General features: G+C 55.7%; 23 protein-coding genes. 8 read left to right on the plus strand and 15 right to left on the minus strand.

Translation table 11 applies throughout. The annotated features are described in order from the left end of the window. Positions 1 to 28: 28 nt before the first annotated feature. Positions 29 to 604: an N-acetyltransferase gene (locus tag H6815_01730; GenBank protein MCB9859148.1), complete on the plus strand. Its 576-nt coding sequence runs from the start codon at positions 29 to 31 to the stop codon at positions 602 to 604. A gap of 13 nt (positions 605 to 617) precedes the next feature. On the opposite strand, the gene H6815_01735 is transcribed toward H6815_01730, so the two are convergent. Next, the gene (locus H6815_01735; GenBank protein MCB9859149.1) at positions 618 to 1,529 is read right to left on the minus strand and encodes a thiamine-monophosphate kinase; all 912 of its coding nucleotides are present in this window, start codon (positions 1,527 to 1,529) and stop codon (positions 618 to 620) included. A 28-nt stretch (positions 1,530 to 1,557) separates the two neighbouring features. On the opposite strand from H6815_01735, the gene aroC reads away from it, so the two are divergent. Both aroC and H6815_01745 read left to right on the plus strand, forming a co-directional pair. Further along, on the plus strand, positions 1,558 to 2,742 hold the full coding sequence (gene aroC / locus H6815_01740) for a chorismate synthase (protein MCB9859150.1): 1,185 nt from the start codon (positions 1,558 to 1,560) through the stop codon (positions 2,740 to 2,742). Between the two features lie 43 nt (positions 2,743 to 2,785). After that, positions 2,786 to 3,571: a TIGR00730 family Rossman fold protein gene (locus H6815_01745; GenBank protein ID MCB9859151.1), complete on the plus strand. Its 786-nt coding sequence runs from the start codon at positions 2,786 to 2,788 to the stop codon at positions 3,569 to 3,571. A gap of 5 nt (positions 3,572 to 3,576) precedes the next feature. Here H6815_01745 and H6815_01750 read toward each other — a convergent pair whose 3' ends face one another. Further along, complete coding sequence (locus tag H6815_01750; protein ID MCB9859152.1) at positions 3,577 to 4,077, minus strand: TFIIB-type zinc ribbon-containing protein; 501 nt, start codon at positions 4,075 to 4,077, stop codon at positions 3,577 to 3,579. Between the two features lie 66 nt (positions 4,078 to 4,143). Here H6815_01750 and H6815_01755 point away from each other — a divergent pair, with 66 nt between their 5' ends. Next, the gene (locus tag H6815_01755; GenBank protein MCB9859153.1) at positions 4,144 to 4,734 is read left to right on the plus strand and encodes a hypothetical protein; all 591 of its coding nucleotides are present in this window, start codon (positions 4,144 to 4,146) and stop codon (positions 4,732 to 4,734) included. A gap of 18 nt (positions 4,735 to 4,752) precedes the next feature. Here H6815_01755 and H6815_01760 read toward each other — a convergent pair whose 3' ends face one another. The 3 genes from H6815_01760 to H6815_01770 all read right to left on the minus strand — a co-directional run bounded on the left by H6815_01760 (position 4,753) and on the right by H6815_01770 (position 7,119). Further along, positions 4,753 to 5,466 carry a hypothetical protein gene (locus H6815_01760; protein ID MCB9859154.1) on the minus strand — a complete coding sequence of 238 codons (714 nt, stop codon included), beginning with the start codon at positions 5,464 to 5,466 and terminating at the stop codon, positions 4,753 to 4,755. A 9-nt stretch (positions 5,467 to 5,475) separates the two neighbouring features. Then, positions 5,476 to 6,192, minus strand: a complete 717-nt coding sequence (locus H6815_01765; protein ID MCB9859155.1) for a hypothetical protein — start codon at positions 6,190 to 6,192, stop codon at positions 5,476 to 5,478. 69 nt (positions 6,193 to 6,261) lie between these two features. After that, complete coding sequence (locus H6815_01770) at positions 6,262 to 7,119, minus strand: hypothetical protein (GenBank protein MCB9859156.1); 858 nt, start codon at positions 7,117 to 7,119, stop codon at positions 6,262 to 6,264. Positions 7,120 to 7,599: 480 nt separating this feature from the next. Here H6815_01770 and H6815_01775 point away from each other — a divergent pair, with 480 nt between their 5' ends. Both H6815_01775 and H6815_01780 read left to right on the plus strand, forming a co-directional pair. Next, complete coding sequence (locus tag H6815_01775; protein ID MCB9859157.1) at positions 7,600 to 9,798, plus strand: hypothetical protein; 2,199 nt, start codon at positions 7,600 to 7,602, stop codon at positions 9,796 to 9,798. Between the two features lie 56 nt (positions 9,799 to 9,854). Next, positions 9,855 to 10,970, plus strand: coding sequence for a hypothetical protein (locus tag H6815_01780; protein ID MCB9859158.1), 1,116 nt, complete (start codon positions 9,855 to 9,857; stop codon positions 10,968 to 10,970). A 124-nt stretch (positions 10,971 to 11,094) separates the two neighbouring features. On the opposite strand, the gene H6815_01785 is transcribed toward H6815_01780, so the two are convergent. From H6815_01785 to H6815_01800, 4 genes are all read right to left on the minus strand, one after another. Next, positions 11,095 to 11,994 (minus strand): hypothetical protein, encoded by a 900-nt coding sequence (locus H6815_01785; GenBank protein ID MCB9859159.1) that lies wholly within the window; start codon positions 11,992 to 11,994, stop codon positions 11,095 to 11,097. 226 nt (positions 11,995 to 12,220) lie between these two features. Beyond that, a complete protein-coding gene (locus H6815_01790; GenBank protein ID MCB9859160.1) occupies positions 12,221 to 12,715 on the minus strand; it encodes a hypothetical protein in 495 nt (164 codons plus the stop codon). Next, positions 12,712 to 13,287 carry a LemA family protein gene (locus tag H6815_01795; GenBank protein MCB9859161.1) on the minus strand — a complete coding sequence of 192 codons (576 nt, stop codon included), beginning with the start codon at positions 13,285 to 13,287 and terminating at the stop codon, positions 12,712 to 12,714. Before H6815_01795 ends, H6815_01790 begins: the two co-directional genes overlap by 4 nt. Beyond that, positions 13,284 to 14,042 (minus strand): hypothetical protein, encoded by a 759-nt coding sequence (locus H6815_01800; protein ID MCB9859162.1) that lies wholly within the window; start codon positions 14,040 to 14,042, stop codon positions 13,284 to 13,286. Before H6815_01800 ends, H6815_01795 begins: the two co-directional genes overlap by 4 nt. Before the next feature lie 266 nt (positions 14,043 to 14,308). On the opposite strand from H6815_01800, the gene H6815_01805 reads away from it, so the two are divergent. Further along, positions 14,309 to 14,734: a hypothetical protein gene (locus H6815_01805; GenBank protein MCB9859163.1), complete on the plus strand. Its 426-nt coding sequence runs from the start codon at positions 14,309 to 14,311 to the stop codon at positions 14,732 to 14,734. Positions 14,735 to 14,755: 21 nt separating this feature from the next. Here the strand turns inward: H6815_01805 and H6815_01810 are convergent, their stop codons facing one another. Further along, positions 14,756 to 15,499 (minus strand): hypothetical protein, encoded by a 744-nt coding sequence (locus tag H6815_01810; GenBank protein ID MCB9859164.1) that lies wholly within the window; start codon positions 15,497 to 15,499, stop codon positions 14,756 to 14,758. A gap of 173 nt (positions 15,500 to 15,672) precedes the next feature. Here H6815_01810 and H6815_01815 point away from each other — a divergent pair, with 173 nt between their 5' ends. Next, a complete protein-coding gene (locus H6815_01815) occupies positions 15,673 to 16,143 on the plus strand; it encodes a GNAT family N-acetyltransferase (GenBank protein MCB9859165.1) in 471 nt (156 codons plus the stop codon). Positions 16,144 to 16,216: 73 nt separating this feature from the next. On the opposite strand, the gene H6815_01820 is transcribed toward H6815_01815, so the two are convergent. From H6815_01820 to H6815_01840, 5 genes are all read right to left on the minus strand, one after another. Next, entirely contained in the window at positions 16,217 to 17,101 is an 885-nt protein-coding gene (locus tag H6815_01820; GenBank protein ID MCB9859166.1) for a cytochrome C oxidase subunit IV family protein, read from the minus strand. A gap of 57 nt (positions 17,102 to 17,158) precedes the next feature. Further along, entirely contained in the window at positions 17,159 to 17,836 is a 678-nt protein-coding gene (locus tag H6815_01825; protein ID MCB9859167.1) for a cytochrome c oxidase subunit 3 family protein, read from the minus strand. Positions 17,837 to 17,899: 63 nt separating this feature from the next. Further along, positions 17,900 to 19,681 carry a cbb3-type cytochrome c oxidase subunit I gene (locus H6815_01830; GenBank protein ID MCB9859168.1) on the minus strand — a complete coding sequence of 594 codons (1,782 nt, stop codon included), beginning with the start codon at positions 19,679 to 19,681 and terminating at the stop codon, positions 17,900 to 17,902. Between the two features lie 52 nt (positions 19,682 to 19,733). After that, complete coding sequence (locus H6815_01835) at positions 19,734 to 20,933, minus strand: c-type cytochrome (protein MCB9859169.1); 1,200 nt, start codon at positions 20,931 to 20,933, stop codon at positions 19,734 to 19,736. After that, entirely contained in the window at positions 20,930 to 21,886 is a 957-nt protein-coding gene (locus H6815_01840; protein ID MCB9859170.1) for an SCO family protein, read from the minus strand. The genes H6815_01835 and H6815_01840 overlap by 4 nt, the downstream gene beginning before the upstream one ends. Positions 21,887 to 21,908: the final 22 nt, after the last annotated feature.

Below are 21,908 nucleotides of genomic sequence, written 5' to 3' on the forward strand. Positions count from 1 at the left end.
TTTGCTGTGATCGCGGATACTGTTTCACATGCATACCCGTCTGGCAACCGAGCATGATGTTCCCGCTATTACGGCGATAACCAATCAGTCTATTGCCACATCGTTCGCGCACTTTGCCACATGTCCAATTGCAGTCGAAGACGATCTTGCAGATTTCCGTCAGAACCACGCGATGCTCCCGTGGGTGGTTGCTGTTGAAGAAGATGAGAATGGGAAAGCACAGTGCATCGGGTACGCGCGATCGAGCAAGTGGAAATCGCGATGCGCGTACGACTGGGCTGTTGAGCTTGGCGTGTATGTGCACCCCGACCATCACCGCAAGGGGATCGCCAAGGCTCTGTACACACAAACTCTTACGATTTTGAAGGCGCAGAACTACCGAACAGCCATTGGTGGGATTGCGCTGCCGAACGAGCCGAGCGTGCGTCTGCACGAATCGATGGGATTCAAAAAAGCGGGTGTGTTCGAGCACGTCGGATACAAGATGAATGCGTGGCGCAGTGTCGGGTACTGGCAGTTGCATCTGGTGGATGATCTTGATCCACCAAAGCAGGTGCTCAGTGTTGCAGATGCGTGCGCACAGCTCGATATGCGATCAGTTTGATACACAGCGTCTTTTATACTCCGTGGTCCCAGCCGCGACAGTGGACAGCAACCATGTTGTTCTCTATGCGAAGGTGGACCGTTCCCAGTGTGCCGTCGACAACGCGCCCTATCCGGGTCAATGGGACATCTGTAATCAATCGGCTCGCTATCTCGTCGTTCGCGGTCAACAGCAACTCGTAGTCCTCGCCATTCCCCACTGCTTCCACCGGATCCTGACCTGATACACGCAATGGAATCGCCACTGCATCGAGTTCGATTGCAACTCCGGACGCCATGGCAACCCTGCCCGCATCAATGCCGAGCCCATCGGAGATATCGATCATCGCGTGGAGCGCATTGCCGAGCTGATCGCACAACTGCTTTGCTTCGCGCACCCGAGGCGTGAATGTCAGATGATGATCTGTCTTGAAAGAGCTGCCGATCTTCCCGGTCACATATACACCATCATCCGGCGTTGCTGTAGATCGCAGCACTGGGCCTCGCATCGGATGCGCGTTCCCCACCACTGTCACTGTGAACATTGTGGGCGCGCCCTCGTGCAGTGTCTCGTCATACATCGCAATGTCGCCACCCACCAATGGGCATTCCATGCGCAGCGCGGCTTCATGCATCGCATCGAAGATGGCATTTGCGCGTTGGTCGTTCCGTTTCATTGCTGCTGTTGCGAGCGCAATCACTGGTGTGCCACCCATCGCAGCGATGTCCGACACACTCCGAGCAACGGCTTTGTGCGCGATCTGCTCGGGCGTCGCGGACGGAAGATAGTGCCGGCCCTCGATGAGATGATCGACGGTCAGCAGCTGGATGCCCGCGCTTGTCTGGATCGCAGCGCAGTCATCGCCTGGCGGCACAACAATGCCAAACCTGCCCGCGAGTGATCGCGAGCGCTGTTCGATGTGGTTGAGCAGATCCTGTTCTCGCATGGCTGACTCATCCGGTGTACCCTGTTGCATGGCAGGACGCAACACCGGTCTCGACTATGGTACCGCGGGTGAATCGCACGGCCCGTGTGTGCTGGCAACGATCACGGGATTGCCCGCTGGGCTCGCAGTTGATACCGACTTTATCAATGCTGAGCTCGCGCGCAGGCAGGGCGGGTACGGTCGCGGCGGCAGACAGAAGATCGAGACAGATCGCGCCGAGTTTCTCTCTGGTGTTCGTCTGGGCAAAGCGATCGGCAGCCCGCTGACGATCAGCGTCGTCAACAGGGACAGCCGCCTTGATGATCTGGAACGCACGCCGCCAGTCTCGCGCCCAAGACCGGGGCACGCGGACCTTGCTGGCGCGATCAAGACGCTGACAACGGACTGCCGGAACACGCTCGAACGCGCCAGCGCACGCGAGACTGCAGGTCGAGTCGCTGCGGGTGCGGTCGCACGATGCCTGCTCCGCGAGATCGGGGTTGAGGTCTTTGGGTTTGTCAGGTCCATCGGCGGCGTGCGCACGAATGTCACAGTTGATGCAACAAACTGGCGTGATGCGCTCATCGCTCGCAACGCCAGCGAGACATACTGCCCGGACGATGCAGTTACATCGCGACAGTGCGAGTTGATCCGACAGGCGAAGATCGACAAGGACACACTCGGCGGCATGTGCGAGGTGCATGTGTTTGGGTGCCCGATCGGACTCGGCTCGACCGTCGACTGGCGTGATAAACTCGATGCAAACATCGCACTTGCGGTCATGAGCATCCAAGCGTTCAAGAGCGTCGAGATTGGCATGGGTCGCGATGTCGCGGATGTATCCGGCTCGCAGGTGCATGATCCAATCGGGTATGACGCATCGCTGAGGAGCACACCAGCACTCGGATTTGTGCGATCACGCAACAACGCGGGCGGCATCGAGGGAGGCATGACAAACGGGCAGCCCATCGTTGTGCGCGGCGCGATGAAGCCGATCTCGACACTACTCCAGGGCATGCCAAGCATTGATCTCAATACGCTGCAACCCGAGCAGAGCCAGTACGAACGCAGCGACGTGTGCGCTGTGTCAGCGGCGAGCGTCGTGATGGAGAATGTTGTCGCATTCGAGATCGCGCGTGCTGCAATGGCAAAGTACGCTGGCGATACCGTGGACGAGTTCGTCCACGCGTGGCAGCATCATCTTGATGCAGCAAGAAAGCTGGCAACCGAGTAATACACACTGAAGACGAAGACAGAGAGAAAGAGACGTATCAACAATGGCTGACGAGTTCCAGTGTCCCCCGCCAACCAAACAACAACACCAGCGCTGGGGAAAAGCAGCAAGTAAGCATGAATCAGCTTTCCTTGAGGAGCGAGGGTTTCGGCGCACCGAGCTTGCGCGCGTCATCCGTATCTCGCGTGAGTTCATCAGAGGATTCCGTGCTCTCCACTTTGCGGGTCCGTGCGTGACCGTCTTCGGCTCGGCACGGTTCAAGGAAGGCAACAGGTACTACGAACTCGCAAGACAGGTCGGCGCAGCACTCGCAAAGCTCGAGCTGACTGTGCTCACCGGCGGCGGACCCGGCATTATGGAAGCTGCGAATCGCGGCGCGTACGAGGCTGGTGGCAAGAGCATCGGTGTGAACATCCAACTCCCGCACGAGCAGCAACCAAATCCGTACGTCCAAAAATTTGTCGAGTTCAGATATTTCTTTGTGCGCAAAGTCATGCTCGTCAAGTACTCGCACGCCTTTGTCATCATGCCCGGTGGGTTCGGCACGCTCGACGAGCTCTACGAGACGCTCACGCTGGTGCAGACACGCAAGATCGAGGATTTCCCGGTCATCCTCATGGGCACGGAGTACTGGAAGCCGATGCTCGACTTCCTCCGCAACACGCTCGTGCCACAGGGAACCATCAGCCCGGAAGATATCGATCTGATGACAGTCACCGACGATGTGAACGAAGCGATCTGTGTTGTAAAGAGCATGATGCAGCGGAACGCACGTGAGATCGCAATCGCACGCAAGCCGCACAGAATCTGGTTCCTCGGCGAGCATTGACAACATTACACTGCGATCTGCGTGCCGCACTCGGGACATACTGCTGTGTTCGAGTCTTCAGTAACAAGCCCCTCGCTCGAGTAGCCGCACTTCGGGCATCCGTGCGCCATTGCAATGTGCCAGAGTTTTCTCGCTCGCCGGCCAGCAAAGATCGCAATCAGCCCCGGCACGATTGCAATATTCCATATCGGGATGAACAATCCGTACAACCTCGTGTTGAACGCGGGCGTGCCGAGATATGACTGACCGATCCTGAAGTATGTCGGATGGAAGCTCGGTTTGCTTACAAAGAAAACGTCGTACATCCAGCCCTTGCTTGAGAGCCCGCCGCTCCAGATCGACGACATGAGCACGACATTTCCGCGATGGATCTCGACAAACTTCGGCTGGTATGTATAGAACGACGTGCGATGCCGTGTCGCGAACCACGCGACGAGCAACAAGATGCACAGGGCAGCACACACGAGTGTGATACCCATCCACAGCCTGGCGCGTGCAAGCGGCATGTGTGATTCTATAGAGGCGGTGCTTCTGGTGCGTTGCTGTGTCGCTTGATTTGCTATGATGCGAGCATGACTGTCACACAACCACACCGAACGACAAGAGCCATCGAGATCTTCTGTGTTCTCTCGCTGCTGTCAGGGTGCACTGTCAGACAGGACACCGCGTCTTCCACTGTTGCCGCAATCGACACACCAGACGAGAGCCTCGTAAAACAATCAACTGCGCTCTTCGAACGTCTCTCGAAACTGGACGGCACATTCCTCGTGCCAACGGAGCGAGCAAGAACAACGTACGTCACATTTGAGAATGCATCGCGCGGCGGATCGATTGTGGAAACGTGGCGCAGAAAGAACGAACCCGTCCACTCGATCACCGTGTTCTACCGCGATCAGGGCGTGGTGTACTGTCGCCATTACTGCCCGCAGGGAAACCAGCCGATCCTGCGTCTTGATTCCTTCGATGGCACTGTCGCGCACTTCTCCCTTGTGACACTGACAGGCGATCGGGATCGTGCGCATATGCACCTGCTGACAATGGAGTTTCCTGCATCAAACGATCACGTGGGTGTGGAAGAAGTATATTTCACCGGCGACGAACCAAATCCGAGCGCGATGCGCGTCTTTGAACGTGTCAACGAGATGGTATTCGACACAAACTAGGCCCTAGATTGATTGTTATTAGTTAGTAAGCAATGTCCCGCACTCCGGGCACGCTGATGCCGACTCTAATCCCTCACGTGAGTACCCGCACCTGGCGCAACGGTTTTGCCTGATCCTGCGGCGCGATCGCCACGCGCCAATGCCGAGCGTGATGCCGAGCCAAATCGTTGCGTAGAAGAGTGTGTTGATGATGAAGCCAGGAACGACGGGCATAAATGGAAGTACGTTTGGCACCCCTTCCTTGTCATTATTCAAATGCCACGCGCCAGCAACATGAACACGATGATGCAGGTATTCCCCAGATGGTGATGCTACATAAACCGAGTCAAATTCCTGATGAACCGACCATGTCAGGGAGCACAGCGGCCAACCAACATCGCAGAAGTTATGAAAATCGCCAGATCCATCGTGTGATTGTGGCCTCAAGTGTACGGAAATAGAATCCATTTCAACAACAATTGGCAATCGGTCGCCTGCTTGAGACGCAAACTCCTCAACTGTTCCAGTACGATCAAAGTATATAAACGATCTATACAATTCACCAGTTGAACTGGTCAAAACCCATAGGTTTTTCCCATCCTTTGACGAAACCAATGATATGGTTGGCGCGTTGAGTAAAACGTATTTACTGTGCACAAGAGCCATCGAAACCCATGCCACAGCAACCGTCGCGACAACGCCAACGAAGATCGCGACAACACCACGGCGAATGTGTTTTCGAGTGCAACGCATTGCCCTATTTTAGTGTTGTCCGATCGGTGCCGTTTGTTTCGGAGCCGTTCCGCACTCCGGACACGCAGCGGAGTGTTTCAACCCCTCACGCGAGTACCCGCACCTGGCGCAGCGGTTTCGCCTGACTCTTCGACGCGATCGCCACGCGCCAATGCCGAGCGCGATGCCGAGCCAGATCGTCGCGTAGAAGAGTGTGTTGATAATGAAGCCGGGGAGGATGGGAACATACGGAATCACAAAGAACTCAATGATCCGATTGCGAAAGAGTTGCACACCGCCATAAGTAACGACATTCTCGGAATGCCGGGTAGCGCCAGGCTCGATTCTTGTATCACAGATCAGCGATCGCATCGGCCATCCTGCCGCGATGATAATCACATCGTCTGCTTCCTGCTGAAGAAACATTCGAGAACGAATGAACTCGGGAAAAGCTGCAAGATCAGCCAAGTGAACGCGATGATGGTCCCTTGTGTCAAGCTCAACGTCAGGTTTGTTTGACGTCAGATCACATAGCATTACTGTGACCCAGTACTGTTCTAAAAAACTGGATTTCCATACGCATTGATCACTGGTTGCAATCACATGAAAATCTGTGTCTATAAAGGCATCCTCAAAACTCCGAAACAGCAGCGTTGACATCGCTAGCCACGACATAACAACCGTCGCAACGACACCGACAATGATCGCAACGATCCCACGACGAAGATGCTTCCGTGTTGCACCCATAACAGTATTCTATCTCGTGTTCACCGCGGCACCGCGCTTGTTATCCTCAGCGATTGCATCCCAAGCAATCTACCCTGCGATGCGCATCGGTGTGTTCGGCTGTGCATAGGCCGCGGGCGTGAGCATGATCGAGACCGGGATCGACGCTGCTGGCGCATAGGTGTTCTTGTGCGCTGTGATGGTGTACTGCACCGACTGCGTGCACGGCGGGACGGTCGTGTCGAGATACTGCCGCGCGCCGACAACGCCGAGTTGCTCGGTTGGCAACGGCGCGGGCATCGGATCGCCCGGATGCGCCGGCGCGAGCTGGACAGAGCGTGACACAGTGAAGTACGCCGTGCCGCCGCGCGATCGCGCCTTCCACGACAGACGTACAAAGCCCTCGGTGGTGCGCGTCGCCGTGATCTGGTGCGGCACTTCGGGTGCTTGCGAGCCGTGCGATGCAACAGGTGGCACACTGGCGAGCGCATACACACTGGCCGGATCGCTTTGGACCTCGGCATAGGCGCGCACGGTGACGATGGCCTTGCCACCGATCGCGCGCAGTTCCGCGAGTGCGGTGTCCGCTTCGAGCGTCGCGTTCTTCGCAGCAATCATTGCGATCTGTGCCGCGTCACGCTTCTGCCGCGCGATCTGCGTGAGCGACTCGATGCGGGATGCAACATCAACGGAGAGCCCGATGTCGCGTGCGTTTGCAACCCAATCCGCTGCGCGCTGCTCGTACCACTCGATGGCTTTGTTCTTTGGCTTTGGGACGGTGGGCATCGTGCGGTCTCGCTTGGGTTCGATTTCGGTGTCTCGTTCGAGGCGTTGCGTTTGTTTCGCGCGGATGGCGTGTGTTGCAATGCACATCGAACGGACGCCGGTTTGCCCTTGATACGGCCTTGACATGCGAACATTCGTGCCAACGCAGGCTTTGATTGTCATGATCTCCGCCTTTGCCGGTGCGATGGTGATTTTCGGCGAAGAAGAACGGCGTGCAGATACCAATATTGAGCGATCCAACGCGCATGAAATGCCGATCCCGTGAGGGGGGATCGCGGCCCCATCCTGCGGGAATGCGATTTCCAGCCAGTGGACCGTGAAGCAGGAATGCAAGGTCGGCGGTCCTTACTGCCCGATCGCAACCTGCATCTGTAGGGCTTCGATGCCAGAGGTTCCGATCGTGGTTCTCATGCACCCGCTCTCAATCGAACGAGGCTGGAATGCCATACATACATGGATGCTTTGCATTGTGCAGACACAGATCCGGATATCGCAACAAGTGTCTTGTCATCTCCAGTTGATTCAGGTATCGTAAGTCATAGCGGGCCTGTTCCTGCCCGCGCCGATCCATCTCAGCCGACCATGCAAGGACATCAACCCATGATTCGAAGGCTCTCGGTTTCGAAAAGTCTCCTGTGTCTGATGACATTGGCCATTGCTGTGCGTGCAGAAGCGCAGTGGTATCCGCGGTGGAAAGCGGACGGTGGGTATCCGGGCACAGAGAACGCAGTGTCGGATCTGATGATGTGGGATGCTGATGGGCCGGGCGGCGCCGACCCCGTCGTCGTAGTTGTCGGTGGCTTTCAGTTTGCGGGCAAGTCGCCGACAGGCGGCGTCGCAGTCTGGGATGGCGCTACGTTCCAACCTCTCGGTGAAGGTGTAGACTCCCAAGTGTCCGAAGTGTTCGAGTGGAACAATGAGTTGTATATTGGCGGGTTCTTTGACAAAGCGAACGGCTCATCGACGAGCCTCAACCACATTGCGCGATACGACGGGAGCGACTGGGTACCACTTGCCGGGAACGGCGCCAACTACAACGGTGTCGATGGCAATGTGTATGCGCTCGCTGAGTACAACGGCGATCTTATTCTGGGGGGGAGTTTCCGTCGTGCCAGAAGCAGTTTCTCCGTTCCCATTACAGCGCAGCGAATTGTTGCATGGAACGGCTTGAGTTGGAAGACGCTCGGTGAAGGACTTCATGGGACTGTGCGGGATCTTGTTGTCGGTAACGGTTTTCTCTATGTGATCGGCGAACAGAATCTGCTCTTTGGAGCACATTGCGCTCGGTGGGATGGCACGTCATGGACCACCATGCCACTACCGAACTCCAGTACATATCGCGGCTGGTCGTGTGTTATGCACAATGGCGAACTCTATGTTGCGATTACGGAAGGTTACGTCACAACACGAATATTTCGTGATACACCGACGGGCTGGGTCGAAGCTGCCCCAGCGATTGCTCTCGAATCGCCACGGCTCGATGTCTGGAACGGGGAACTCATCCTGACCGGAAAAAAGGGATGGCCCCCCTCACCGCCGAACCCGCCGTATGTGCTCAGTGGAGGTCAGTGGCTAGCGATCGGTGGCGGCATTGTTGACAGCACACTCATTGTCTCTGCGGTGCAGGCATTCGGTCAGGATCTTCTCGTCGGCGGCAGTTTCACGCACAATGCGCCACACAAAGCGCAGCACATCGTGCGTTGGGATGGCGCAACGTGGTCGCCGCTTGCCTGCGGCATCGGCGACTATGTCTTCGACTTCAAGTCTGTCGGCACGCATCTGTATGCTACGGGCGGATTCGAGGGCGGGGTCGTTGAATGGGACGGTTGCACGTGGCGGGTACTCGGCCCGCTCGGGCCTGATCCATATGGAACCACGTTGGAACATCACAAAGGCGATCTCTATGTTGGCGGTATTTTTCAAGTCACTGAACCGATCAACGTGTACGATCTTGTTATGCGGTGGAACGGCACGGCGTGGGAATCAATTGCAAGTAAAGATGCCGGCTCATCATACGATCAGGTCAGGACGATGGTGTCGTACAACGGCGATCTCATTCTCGGCGGAAGGTTCGACACAATCAACAAAATCAATGTCAAGTGCTTGGCACGATGGGATGGAAGCACATGGCACCAGTTCGGCGATGGCACCCTGACCGATGCAAAAGCACTCGGAGTATACAACGGTGATCTTTACCTTACGGGCTATTTCCAAACCGGCACGTACGTCGATCGCTACGACGGAACAGCATGGACTCGGGTTGGCACATTCCAGTCGTTTGCAGATCCAGGTGTCCTTGCAGAGTACAACGGCGATCTATACATTGGTGGTCGATTCAGCTACATCAACGGGATGCGGAGCGATCATATTGCACGCTGGGATGGCAGCCAATGGCATCCGGTCAATGGCATAGGCGACTCCAACAAGCATGTGTCCGATCTCGCGGTCCATAACGGGTTGCTGTTTGCGTCGGGTGACTTCTATGTGCTGGGTAACTCGATCTCACCATACATCAACGCATATGACGGCGAGCAGTGGATTGGTATATCTCGCAATGGGCCGGATGAGTGGATTCGGACGATTGCCTCACACCAAGGTCACCTGCTGATGGCGGGAGAGTTCGATTCTGTTGGTGAGTTGTCCTCACCCGGATTCGCGCGTCTTGAGCTCACCTGCTACGCGGACTGTGACGAATCCGGTATGATCGACATGTTCGACTATATCTGCTTCGGCAACGCCTATACCAACAACGAGCCGTACGCAGACTGCGATAGCAACAGCACATTCAACATCTTCGATTACATCTGCTTCGGCAGCGCGTACGCCACCGGCTGCCCATAATCGCCGCCGGGCGATCAGTTCTCACGAGCGGCTGGTCACATCGACGATACGTATGAATGGCATCATCGCACGGCAACCCGCAACCTCGCTGGGACTCCGATCCCGGGCAAGATGTCGGTGCAGAGGAAGATCGGTGGATCGGTGACTACCGCTCGATCGGCCTCACCGAATGGCCCCAGGCACTCCGCGAAAGAGTCACCGCGCTCCACCGTCGTTCAACATGGCGAAGACGGTGGTGGCTGATCTCGCTGCTTGTCCCCGTGGCAATCGTGTTCGCCGGCGTCCCGATCATCCAGGATCTCCGCCCGCAGACCGGCGCTGTGATCGGGAACGTGATCGTGACGGTGTGTGTCGTTGTATCTGTAGCGCTGGTGATGGTCGGCTTGCTGCTGGCGATCGATCATGACAAGTTCCGCGTGCGGTCCAAGGGTGCGCTCAAGCGTGACAAGATCGAGTGTTTCGTTCTCGGCGAGCACATCCAGGCGGAGGCCGCGGCTGCCGAAGCGCTGGGTCAGCCCATCCCTTACGCGGGTGCGCCGCGCGAGATCTGGCTCGACCCAAAGACATGCGCCGTGCTGTGTGTCGGCGACCGTGTGCCGCGTCTTCTGCCAATCGTCGCGGTGCGCACGATCACGCGAATGCAGTCATCGTTGGTCGCCCAGCATATCACTGAGCCCGTCTCACCTCTCCCGCTCATCGAGCCTGCACAGGGACCTGTGAGCCCGCGCGCAAAGGAATGTGCGAGTGAGCGAACGCTCGATGCCGCAGAAATCAAGGAGTTTGCCGGCTATGTCAAGAGGGCCTCCTTGAACGCCGACCCGATGTACTACTTCGTATATGCAGCAGTCATGGTCGCACTCCCGGTGATGGTTGTCCTGATCTGGACGGGCTATGTGCACTTGTGGCCGCACGTTATTAGTTCTGGGTTGGCAGCATTGTGGATGACGTACCGGGCCAAGAGATTTTGTAAGAGCAGAGCATGGGTCCGCGTGCTCCGGCGCGATCTCAAACGCGGCGTTGTTGAGATAATCGATGGCTACGACGCGATCGCGGACTTTGGCCCACTACCGCCGGGCGTACCAAAGCCGATCCCACCAGAGGTCGTTCACCGTCTGCCCGAGTCTGGTGTCTGGTGGGAGGCCGATGGCGTTCCAGCGGCGTGGCGACGGTAACGCCACATTCAACATCTTCGACTACATCTGCTTCGGCAATGCGTGCGCGGTTGGGTATGCGTAAACAGATATTTCACATCACAAAAAATCATCCGCGATCACTCACGATACACGCCGGGCATATTTACTTGCCTTCGGGACCGAACTCGAACCTCCGGGGCGTGCCACCATTGGCATAGCCGATCGAGGCAGTGAGGCCGCCCTCCGCCGAGCGTTCGTACACGATGCGCTGCGGAGAATCGTGGCGCGGGTTCTCGAACACCGCGCGATTTGTGCCAATCTCAGTGAGAATGAACTCGGTCGGCGGACGCCCGTTGGGCTGCGCGATGTAGACCAGTCCCTCGTCGCGCTCGACGATGCGCAGGTACTCGAACGCGCGCAACCTGTCACGTAAAACCGTGCGCGACACGGCGAGCATCGCGCCGCCCAGTGGCGGGGTCCAACGCTCCTCGATCGATGTCGTGCCGTTCGAGCCGCTCGTTCCAACCCACGCGCCGGTGAGCCACGCCATGTCGTCAATCTTCGCCTTTGCCGGAGCTGGCATCTCGATGTCCTCCGGATGGCGGTAGAGCGCCGACGAGGTGAAGCCATCCGGTGGATCAACCATCACAGTGGCGATCATTCCTTCTTCCGTGATGCGCAGCTCCCACCGGATCAGACCGCCGCCGCCCACGGGTTCACTCTGGTATGTGAAGGCATTGTCCTTCCATTGACCACTGTAGAGCGAAGCCGAGTTTTCCCAGGCAACTTCGGTGGGCGAGCCATCGAGTGGTATACGTATCTCCCTGTTGCTGCGGACCAGGACGAGTGCATCATCCTCGACGCGCAACCTGACCCGTGTGCTCATGCTGGGCTGGTGCTTCTCGACGGGGCGGCCCTCGGTGCGATCCTCAACGAAGATCCAATCGCCGTCGAGCGCTTTCACGTCGTCGGGCTGGGACGAATACTCACCCGTTGCCAGCGCCGCAAAGGCCACGCCGAGGGTTGCAAAGATCGCAAGTGCTGTAACAACCAAAGTGCGCATTGAGAAGTCTCCTGTCGAGTCGAAAATGGTACAAAAAGTGCATCTTTAATGTTGCAAATATAAGACGTACGGTCATCTGCTCTGTTCCAAAGTATAGGAGACAGGCGACATGGGCGGGATTGCTGAAATGCGTGGGCTTCCAACCGCTGTTCCCTGGATGCGAACTGTCTTTGCACGGGTAGCGGTCGGTTGTCCGACATCGTTCCTCCTGTGACAGAACATGCAGCTATGGACACCGCACAGTGTTTGCTGCGCCCGGTGACCCGATTGGCCGCGACAACTTCCACACTGAATCGCATTCCGGGCATATCACACAATCAAGTTCGTCTGTTGGCAGATCTCGGATCGAGTATCCACATCCCGGACACAGTCTGTGGCGAAGGCATGCATTGGCAGTTGCCTGGGCTCGCTGTTTGTTTGTCATGACAAACATATACATCACATACTCCGCAACAAGTAATGCACCAATACTGTAAAACACTCCCGTCGATAACCTTGGACCATTCAGTAGATTGCGTGGGCTGAATGCACACACCATGAGTGCAATGAGCTGCACAACCAAAGCACAAGGAAATATGACAAAGTACTTCCATGACACCGCGCTGCGCGATTTGCGCTCTCGGAAGCTCACTTCTTTGTCGTACTTCCCGCGATACCAACGATACAGCACGACACACTTGCCACGTTCGTCCTCCACAGAGCCACGCATCCACTTCATCATGGATCAAGCTCCACCCTCGGCACGACGCGCTGGGCTTCGTCGCGGATCTCAAAGTACGTCTGCGGCTCGTGCCCGAACATGCCCGCGACGATGTTTGTCGGCACCGACTGGCACATCGCGTTGTAATCGCGCACGTTCGCGTTAAAGAACCTGCGGGAGGCTGCGATGCGGTCCTCGGTTAATGCGAGTTCCCGCTGCAGCTCCAGAAAATGAACATCGGCCTTCAGTTGCGGGTATGCCTCGGCTACCGCAAACAACTGCTTCACACCGAGCATGAGCGACGATTCATCGCTTGCCTGGCTGTCGTATGCGCCGCGGTTTGCAGCTGCTTTGTTGCGAAGCTCGACAACGCGTTCCAACGTCTCCCGCTCGTGCTTTGCGTATCCCTTGACGGTCGCAACAAGATTCGGGATCAGCTCGTACCTTCGCACAAGCTCGACATCAATGTCAGACCAGCTCTCGCGAATGTGCAGGCGCAGCTTGACGAGGCGGTTGTAGATCGCGATACCCCATCCCAGCACCACAAGCACGATGAAGCCGACGCAGAGAAGAATGCCAAGAGCGGGATTCATCGCGGTTCCTCCAGCATTTGATGATCAGGATGCATCGTATTGCGCTGGGCAAGCTCAACACGTACATGTTCAGGCCACAGATCAAGGAACCGGAAGAGCCAATCGAGACGCTGCCCGAACTCCGCGGGCTGCCATCTGGTTCTGCCGTTTGAGATACAAACACGAGCGCGTTCGATGTCGACAGTCGGCGCGTCATGCGACATAAGGAACTCCATCATCAGTGGCGTGATCACGTCGTAGGCAAACTTGCGATCGGAACTGCTCACGTAGAACCGCTTGCTGAACTCGGCAGACTCGAAGTCGATATCGTTGAACCCCAGCGCTCCCTTGATCCAGTCGAACACACCCTCGCGCCGGATAAGCAGGTTCGGGCAGTGCGCAAAGGGTATGTGGACAATGAGATAGCTGAATCTGTATGTGGTTGTTGTCGTTGTCTTGCCGTTGTTGGTCGTGACCTTGTACTGAAAGTCGCCCATCCGCACGTACATGGCGGTGGAGAACGGGCTATCGTGCTCCTCCAGCATTCCTGCAATCGTGTTGTACGCGCTGCGTGAGTGTCCCCTGCGGAAGATCTCAAAGTGGGAGTAGTGATCGTCATGGTCCGGGTCGTGCCCGGGATAGAACGACAGCCCGAACTGATGTGCGAGCGCTATTAACTCATCACGGCGCTGGTTCGCAGCCTTGCTGCCCATGACAGCCGCAACGATAGCTATCAGTGCAAAGAGTGCAAAGAGCAGGAGAACCACTGGAGGCATGGGAAAGTGTAGGTAGTAGATGGGCTAATCAGGCTAAATACGCCCAAGTCGTCTATCAATCATTACTGATTAAAGACTGACTTAAGTTTGAACTATAATACAGCAACGACCCAAACCACACAGGAACACAATCTCATCATGTTGAACTTTACGACGAAGCGAGACAACCACTTACTGAGTCTGGAACGGTCACTTTCAAAGTGAACTAGCCCATCAAGTATTGAGTACGATATACTGTCTAACAAAGACCAACTTGGGCAGCACATATGTCTATAGAAAACTTGCTGATTGAGCACGCCACTGCTTTGAGACGATATCTTGAAAGTTCACATGCAGGAACTTATGTGGAAGTTCTTAAACTTTTTCCGGACAGCTGCTGCTCGGTTTCTTCAAAATTTTTTCTAAAACTACTAAGCGACAAAGAACACATCTACCGTGGCGTGCTTGTTGCTAATGGCAGACGAGAATGCGCAACCCACGCATGGGCAGAACTTGACGAATACATCATTGATATCACAGCAGATCAGTTCAGCGATTTCCATACTCCAGTGTTTGTAGGTAAAAACAGTGATTGGCATAGCACATTCGCAGGAGCGACTCGACACGGCCATCACGAGTCGGTTCGATTCGACTTCTGTCATCAAAGTGAGTATGATCTGCTACTAACACACATTGACAACTTTAAACAATGATCATCATACGTAGTAGTAGTGTTACACTACTGGCGAGTGCCCATTCGCATACCTGCATCGCAACAATCCAATATACGCCAGCGTCTCAAAGCACAACAGCGACAACCCAGCCCCAAGCAGCGCTGCTTCCACTGGCATGAACATCAGGTACAGGCGTTTCTCGCCCGATCCATGACGCAGGGCGTTGTCTGCTATCTGGTTTGCCACGATCATGAGCCCGATCGTTACCACGGCAAAGATCAGCCAGCCGATCGACGCGTGGGAAACAATCGACCGTGCAACATCGGGTGTGATGCGCCACTTTCTGCGTTTGCCGATCAGCCTGAATCCCAGACTCTCTGCGTGCGACAAACCAGCAACTGCCAGCGTTCCCAGCACAAGGACTGCACCAGAAACGACAAACTCGATACGCGTGCTCGACGAGTGCGTCAGCCACGTGCGCAGACCGGATCTGCTCGGCCCCGGCAGCATTGGTATCACTGCAAAGCACAACGCTGTCACGAAGCTGTTGATCCACAACAGCCTTGTCGATCGCGCATGTTCCGGGATAATGTTCGAGAATGTACGCAATGGATGCAACACAACAGCAGTGTTTGTTTTCAGCCATGATCCCAGTGAAGGCTGCTGCTGCCACGCGCTGCCCGTTCTCACACCATCGACAGATGATCCGCACTCCGGGCAGACCTGATCTTTTGAAAGGGAGTCAACGTCGTAGCCGCAGCGTTCGCAGAGACGTGGAAGATCCGGCTGGTGGGTGCGTTGCATGGATGCTCCTTGGGGTGGAAACGAGCATCTCTTTTCAGGTGCGAACTCAACTCCGCAAAGGGTATCCGCAGAGAAGGTATCTCCGGTTTCGTCTCTCTCCGGGCTGGCGTTTGATTGGGTATGTGGTTATGCTTTGTGCTGTCTCAGTCTTTGGACTGCTCGTGGAGTGCTGCGTGATCCGAATCGAACACATCTCACCCGATCATCCGCTGTACCACCAGCAGACGCAGCTGCGCGAGCAGGTGCTGCTCATGCCGATCGGATACTCCTTTGCCAGATTCCGTGACGAGTACGCAGCGGTTGATGACGCAGGCATGCACGTGGTGGCTGTGCTCGATCATCCAACAGGACCGAAAATCATTGGAACCGCGACGCTCGTGGTTTCGGGTGATGATCCGACCATGGGCAAGTTGACCCAAATGGCGGTTGATCCACAGCGTCAGCGCGAGGGTGTTGGTCGCAGGCTGGTGACAGCAATCGAGTCGCTGGCGTTCGGTGAGCTAGGCATGCGTGAGATCTACTGCCACGCACAGACAACCGCGAGCGGGTTCTACACCTCACTCGGCTGGCAGCAGCAGGGCGACGAGTTCACCGAGGCTGGCATCCAGCATGTGCGGATGCACTTTGTGCCACACGGAGAGTGATCGCTGCGTTCAACCAAAGAAAAAACGGGGATTGGCTGATCCCCGTTTCGATTGAAATCAGGTTCTGTAACGTTCAGTGCCCTTCAGTGTGCTCAGGCTCTGCATGACCCGCGTCATGTTCCGAGTCATGGCTCTGGTGGTCCGTGGGTGCATCGGCATCGAACAGATGCGCCGTCGTGCCGTGACGCTCGCGTGTCTGGTTAGCATTTGATGCATGCGCATCGACATGGTGTCCGTGACCACCATGTGCATGATGCAGATCAAACTCGTGCTGCCAGATCTCTTCGCCTCGCGCTTCGATCCATTGCCAGTCGAGGTCGACGGGTTCCTTGGAAGCCTTGTTGTCCTTGAGCCATTTCTTCAGATTGAGATTCTTCTTTGCTTCGGCAGAGAGATGATCTCGCTGAGCAATCCACTCACGCAATCCCTGCTCCTTGACATATCTTTGTTTCGCATAGGCAACGATCGGGGTGTTGGAGCGTGTCAGTTCGAGCAGCTCGTCTATTTCCTTTGGCTTGACCTGATGTTGGGTGCCGCCAGCAACCATCGGCGCTGCTTTGAAATCATACACTGTCTGACGCTTGTCGAGATCAAGCATCGTCAGACCAATGAACAGCATCAATCCGAGCAGACACGTTGAAAGTACAACCGCGTTGAGCTTGTTGTCGTACTTGATGTGCATGAAGAAGAGCACCACCAGCGTGCCCTTGATAAGCGCGATGAACATGGCAACACCGACATTGAACCAGTGCGGGACAGTCACCATGAGTGCAGATGCAATACTCTGCTCGAAACGAGAGAACGCAACAGTCAGAATCGTGAAGAACAGAAGAATCACAAGCACCGTGCGATTCGTGAACGCTGGCACGACATGATGCGCCCCATGATCGCCATGACCCGCGTGAAAACCGTGCGGATCGTTGGGGTCCCAGTTTGGATTTGGTTTGTGCGTCGTCATGTGCTCACTCGTACGTGTGTTCTATGGGCTTTCCTGAGAACCGATCTACCGGACAGATTAGTGGATGAGGTACAGCAACGGGAACAGGAAGATCCAGATAAGGTCAACGATGTGCCAGTACAACCCGACATTTTCGACAGCGGTGTAATGCTTCGGCCCGAAGTGACCTCGAACTGTTCGTATGTACACCCAGAAGATCAGCGCCATGCCGATGATAACGTGCGTCGCGTGGATGCCGGTCGCACAGTAATACACGCTCCACCAGATCGGTTCGTTGGGATCGGTTGCAAAGGGGTAGTTGAACAAGCGGCCGGGACGCTTGCCCTGAGACCACTTTGGTCCATACTCAAAGTAGAGCTTGATAAAGAGGAACAACCCCGCACAGAAAAGAGTGAAGATAAGGTTGAACTTCATGCGTGCAAACTGACCCAGCTGCGCATTACGAATGCTCATCGCCATCGTGTAGCTGGAAACAAGAAGCACAACTGTGTTGATTGCGCCGAATCGCCAGTCGAGGAGGTGGGAGCCGTTCGAGAATGCTTCCGGATGGAGCATGCGCATGACGGCGTATGCGCAGAATAAACCGGCAAACAGCAGCACCTCGGTTGCGAGGAACAACCACATGCCGAGCTTTGCAGCATCGAACTCGTCGTCTGCGGTACGCCAGTGATGGCCCTGCACGTACCTCTCGTGGTACGGTCGATTGTCTACGGATGTGCTGTGGATACTTGTCATCAAGGTCTCCGGACCTGCTTCAAATCACATGTCGAAACACGTCAATCGATACATTCAATCGCGTCAGTGATGACCCTTTGCACCAGCAGGGAGCGGTTCTGGCAGCGGGAAGTCTGCCGGGTCGCAGTGCGGCGGCACAACATCATCAAAGTCATATGGACCGTGAGTCACCAGTGGCTCGTGTGCAAAGTTGTGCTCATCCGGTGGCGCATCGGCTTCCCATTCCAATGTCAGGCCGCCCCACGGGTTTGCTGGTGCTGGCTTGCCCTTGAACATCGAATGCAGGAATGCGAACAGGTGAATGAGGAACCCGAGCGCGAGGATCCATGATCCGATCGTGCTGAACTGGTGCATCTGACGGAACTCATCGATATAGCTTGCATACCGACGTGGCATGCCGTTCACACCCAGAATGAACTGGATGATGAATGTCAGGTTGAATCCGATGAATACCAATGCAAAGCCTGTAATACTGATCGGCTCAGAGACCATCTTGCCGAACATCTTCGGCCACCAATGGTGCAGGCCGGCCATCATGCCAATCACCATGCCGCCGAACATCACATAGTGGAAGTGCGCAACGACGTAGTAGGTGTCGTGCAGGTGGAGGTCCGTCGCGAGCGTCGCGAGCGGGAGTCCCGTCAAACCACCGACCGAGAACGTAAAGATAAACGCAAGTGCATACAGCATCGCTGTGTTCAGCGCGATTGAGCCCTTGTACAGCGTGCTCACCCAGTTAAACACTTTCACCGCGGTGGGAATCGCAACAAGGAACGTCAGTGCGGAGAAGACGACTGCAGCAAGCTCACCCTCGGACGTGAACAGATGGTGTCCCCACACAAGGAACGCAACACCAGCAATCGCGAGCGAACTGAACGCGATTGCGTGATATCCGAAGATCGGCTTGCGGGCATGCACAGCAATGCATTCAGAGATCACACCCATCGCGGGCAGGATCATGATGTACACCACCGGGTGCGAATAGAACCAGAAGAAGTGCTGGAACAGCACCGGATCTCCACCGAGTGCCGGGTCAAAGATACCGATACCGAACACACGCTCGAAGATCAGCAGCAAGGTTGTGATACCGATGACGGGCGTTGCAAGAACCTGAATCAAGGCTGTTGCATACACCGCCCAGACAAAGAGCGGCATGTCGAACCATCCCATACCCGGTGCCCGGAGCTTGTGGACAGTCACCACAAAGTTCAGTCCGGTCATAATCGAACTGAATCCCATGATGAACACACCCAACACAACAAGCACCACATTTGCGTGGTCGACTGCTTCTGATGACGAGTATGGCGTGTAGAACGTCCATCCTGTTTCTACGCCACCCATGCCAACGGACCACAACGCGAACAGAGCCCCGAACAGGTAGACGTACCAACTGAACAGATTGAGCTTTGGAAATGCAACGTCCTTCGCTCCGATCATCAGAGGAAGAAAGAAGTTGCCAAGAGATGCGGGGATACCCGGCACGATGAACATGAACACCATGATCGCGCCGTGGAGCGTCATGATACGGTTGTAGTTCTGCCCTGCAGCACCGATCGACTCCGGTTTGTTAAACACGAGGAAAGAACTGCCTCCGGTAACTCCGGTTGCTGTATCGCGGATCGGATCAAGCAGATCGGTGCGCAGCAGAATTGCCATCAATCCGCCACAGAAGAAGAAGAACAGCACAGCAACCAGGTACATCACGCCGATCTTCTTGTGATCGACGGTCGTCGCCCAGTTGATGATGTCTGCCCAAATTGAACCGCGGGACTTCAGGTAACTCCCGTGGTGGCCGTGATCATCGTGACCATGGTCGGCTGGCCTTGATGTGTCAATCGTCGTCATATCGCACTCACTCCAATGTACACAAACGCGTGTGCACACATGTGTTCACCGCTTAACCCTCTCCGCCTTCGGTCGATTCACCGTTCGATGGGATGATTGTGCTCGGTGCCTTGTCGCTCAGACTGCGGATGTAAGCAATCACGCTGTTAAGTTCCTTGTCGGTCAGCGGGATGATGCTCATCTGGTTTGCAAACCCGGCGCGAACCTTCGCGCCCGGGATAAGAATGGATTCACGGAGGTGATTTTCGTCGGCTAGAATCGTCGAGCCATCGGTGTACTGATGCTCATACCCAAAGAGATTCTGCCAGGTTGGACCTGTGTTGGCTTTTCCATCGACGCTGTGGCATCCGTTGCAACTCTTGGCAAGGTAGACCCACCTGCCGATTTCCTCCGGCGTTGCGTTGGGATCAGGTCTTGACCATTGGCTCACGAGTTCCTTGTACACCTCCGGCTCAACCACACGGAGGACGGCGCTCATACGGGAGTGCGCATCACCGCAGTATTCCGCACAGAAGATCACGTGCTCGCGGTACTTGTACCGTGTCGTCCACACCACGTTACCTTCACGGCCTTGCTCCTTGTTCTGCTCCGGTTCATTCCAGCGGAACCCGTACTCATCTGTCAGGGGATGCGTCTGGAATGCATAGCTCGTCATGCGGTTCGGAAACACGTCTGACTTCATGCGGAAATCCGGCACAAAGAAGCTGTGGATCACGTCAAGTGATTTCAAACGCAACAGCACAGGCGTGTCTGCTGGCACAAGGAACATCTTCGCTTCCTTGAATCCTCCCTTGTCGACAATCACCGTGGAAAGCGCTCCGTTGGAATACTGGAAATCCCAGTTCCACTTCTGTGCTGTGACGTCGATCGTCTCTGCATCGGAACCAGCGATCTGCCCGTCGGCGTAGGCCCAGAATCCCCAGAAGAACATAATGACAAGGAAGATTGTTGGAACAACAGTCCACGCAACCTCAAGCGGTGCGTTGTGGGCGGGGCTCCGCTCGATCGGCACACCGGCCTTGCGGCGATACCGAACAACAAAGTAGAGCGAAAGGCCGCATACCAGCACCAGTGAGACAATGGAGACCCAGTTAATGAATGCAAAGAGCGCTTCCACCTCGCTGCCCTGCTGCGTATGCCCGACACCACCGATTGCAGCGTCGTCATGGCGCGGACCATACCAGACCGAGCCGTTGCTCTGAGTCTGTGCAAGCATCTGCATGGGTGCTGTGATGAAGTTTGTCAACGTCATGCCTGTGACCCCAAAGCTGTCGACCCCGCAGGCGCCACGGCGCGAGTCTTTGCACCGCGTGCTGCCTTGTTCTTCTTGACTTCGTAATATCTGAGCGATCCGATGAGCAGAGCAATCCCGAACATCGTGACCAAACCCACAATCTGCATGAGGCGGAACGCCTTGAATGATGCGGTTCCCGCCTTGGGATCAAAGCGATAGCAGAACGCTGCCACCTTGTCCGCAAAGTCGCGTGCGAGTTTGCCATTGGATGCTTCGATCAGCGCAAGCTCCGCGTTGCGTGGCGAACTCGCGAGCGAGAACATGTTTGCAAAGTATGTGGAAACCACACCCTCCGGCGTTGCAATGAATGCGGCTGTCGGGTGCGAGTACTCATCCACCTTCGGCAGATACTTGTACTGAAATCCGAGCGCCTCTGCAAGACGCTTTGCGTTCTCATCGGTTGTGGTATGGAAGTGCCACCCATCAGCAACGATCAGAGGCTCTTTGTCGCTAGCCATCTTGGCGTAGCTGCGAAGCGTGTCCTCACGCATCTCATTCGCTTGCTCTGTCGTGTTGGTTGGATCGAACGACACAACAACAACATTGAAGTCTTTTCCAGCAACATAATCGATCTGGCTGAGTGCCTGGTTCAGCTTTGCAATCATCGCGGGGCATGCGACCGGGCAGTCATAATACACCATGGCAAGGAACACCGGTCTACCGCCAGAGCGTGACTGGAAGTTGAAGTACTCTGCCAGCTTGACTGTCTCCCCGCTCTCGTCGACCAGATCGATATCGAGTGGAAGCTTCTCGCCGATGCGATCAACAACACCAACATCGTTGGTTTCCTTTGGCAGGGTGTTGTACTGCGCGTGCGAGGTAGCAACAACACACATCACACCGATTGCAATAGCACAAACGCGAGAGATTCTCGCAAGGAATGTGCTGGTGATGAGTGTGCGGATTAACATTCTGTACTCTTCCGATTGATCT

It is taken from the genome of Phycisphaeraceae bacterium, from assembly GCA_020639155.1.
GTDB lineage: Bacteria > Planctomycetota > Phycisphaerae > Phycisphaerales > UBA1924 > JACKHF01.

Coding starts and splice junctions, on each gene's coding strand:
- H6815_01730 (MCB9859148.1), top strand. CDS start 29: ATGCATACCCGTCTGGCAACCGAGCATGATGTTCCCGCTATTACGGCG.
- H6815_01735 (MCB9859149.1), bottom strand. CDS start 1,529: ATGCGAGAACAGGATCTGCTCAACCACATCGAACAGCGCTCGCGATCA.
- aroC (MCB9859150.1), top strand. CDS start 1,558: ATGGCAGGACGCAACACCGGTCTCGACTATGGTACCGCGGGTGAATCG.
- H6815_01745 (MCB9859151.1), top strand. CDS start 2,786: ATGGCTGACGAGTTCCAGTGTCCCCCGCCAACCAAACAACAACACCAG.
- H6815_01750 (MCB9859152.1), bottom strand. CDS start 4,077: ATGCCGCTTGCACGCGCCAGGCTGTGGATGGGTATCACACTCGTGTGT.
- H6815_01755 (MCB9859153.1), top strand. CDS start 4,144: ATGACTGTCACACAACCACACCGAACGACAAGAGCCATCGAGATCTTC.
- H6815_01760 (MCB9859154.1), bottom strand. CDS start 5,466: ATGCGTTGCACTCGAAAACACATTCGCCGTGGTGTTGTCGCGATCTTC.
- H6815_01765 (MCB9859155.1), bottom strand. CDS start 6,192: ATGGGTGCAACACGGAAGCATCTTCGTCGTGGGATCGTTGCGATCATT.
- H6815_01770 (MCB9859156.1), bottom strand. CDS start 7,119: ATGACAATCAAAGCCTGCGTTGGCACGAATGTTCGCATGTCAAGGCCG.
- H6815_01775 (MCB9859157.1), top strand. CDS start 7,600: ATGACATTGGCCATTGCTGTGCGTGCAGAAGCGCAGTGGTATCCGCGG.
- H6815_01780 (MCB9859158.1), top strand. CDS start 9,855: ATGGCATCATCGCACGGCAACCCGCAACCTCGCTGGGACTCCGATCCC.
- H6815_01785 (MCB9859159.1), bottom strand. CDS start 11,994: ATGCGCACTTTGGTTGTTACAGCACTTGCGATCTTTGCAACCCTCGGC.
- H6815_01790 (MCB9859160.1), bottom strand. CDS start 12,715: ATGATGAAGTGGATGCGTGGCTCTGTGGAGGACGAACGTGGCAAGTGT.
- H6815_01795 (MCB9859161.1), bottom strand. CDS start 13,287: ATGAATCCCGCTCTTGGCATTCTTCTCTGCGTCGGCTTCATCGTGCTT.
- H6815_01800 (MCB9859162.1), bottom strand. CDS start 14,042: ATGCCTCCAGTGGTTCTCCTGCTCTTTGCACTCTTTGCACTGATAGCT.
- H6815_01805 (MCB9859163.1), top strand. CDS start 14,309: ATGTCTATAGAAAACTTGCTGATTGAGCACGCCACTGCTTTGAGACGA.
- H6815_01810 (MCB9859164.1), bottom strand. CDS start 15,499: ATGCAACGCACCCACCAGCCGGATCTTCCACGTCTCTGCGAACGCTGC.
- H6815_01820 (MCB9859166.1), bottom strand. CDS start 17,101: ATGACGACGCACAAACCAAATCCAAACTGGGACCCCAACGATCCGCAC.
- H6815_01825 (MCB9859167.1), bottom strand. CDS start 17,836: ATGACAAGTATCCACAGCACATCCGTAGACAATCGACCGTACCACGAG.
- H6815_01830 (MCB9859168.1), bottom strand. CDS start 19,681: ATGACGACGATTGACACATCAAGGCCAGCCGACCATGGTCACGATGAT.
- H6815_01835 (MCB9859169.1), bottom strand. CDS start 20,933: ATGACGTTGACAAACTTCATCACAGCACCCATGCAGATGCTTGCACAG.
- H6815_01840 (MCB9859170.1), bottom strand. CDS start 21,886: ATGTTAATCCGCACACTCATCACCAGCACATTCCTTGCGAGAATCTCT.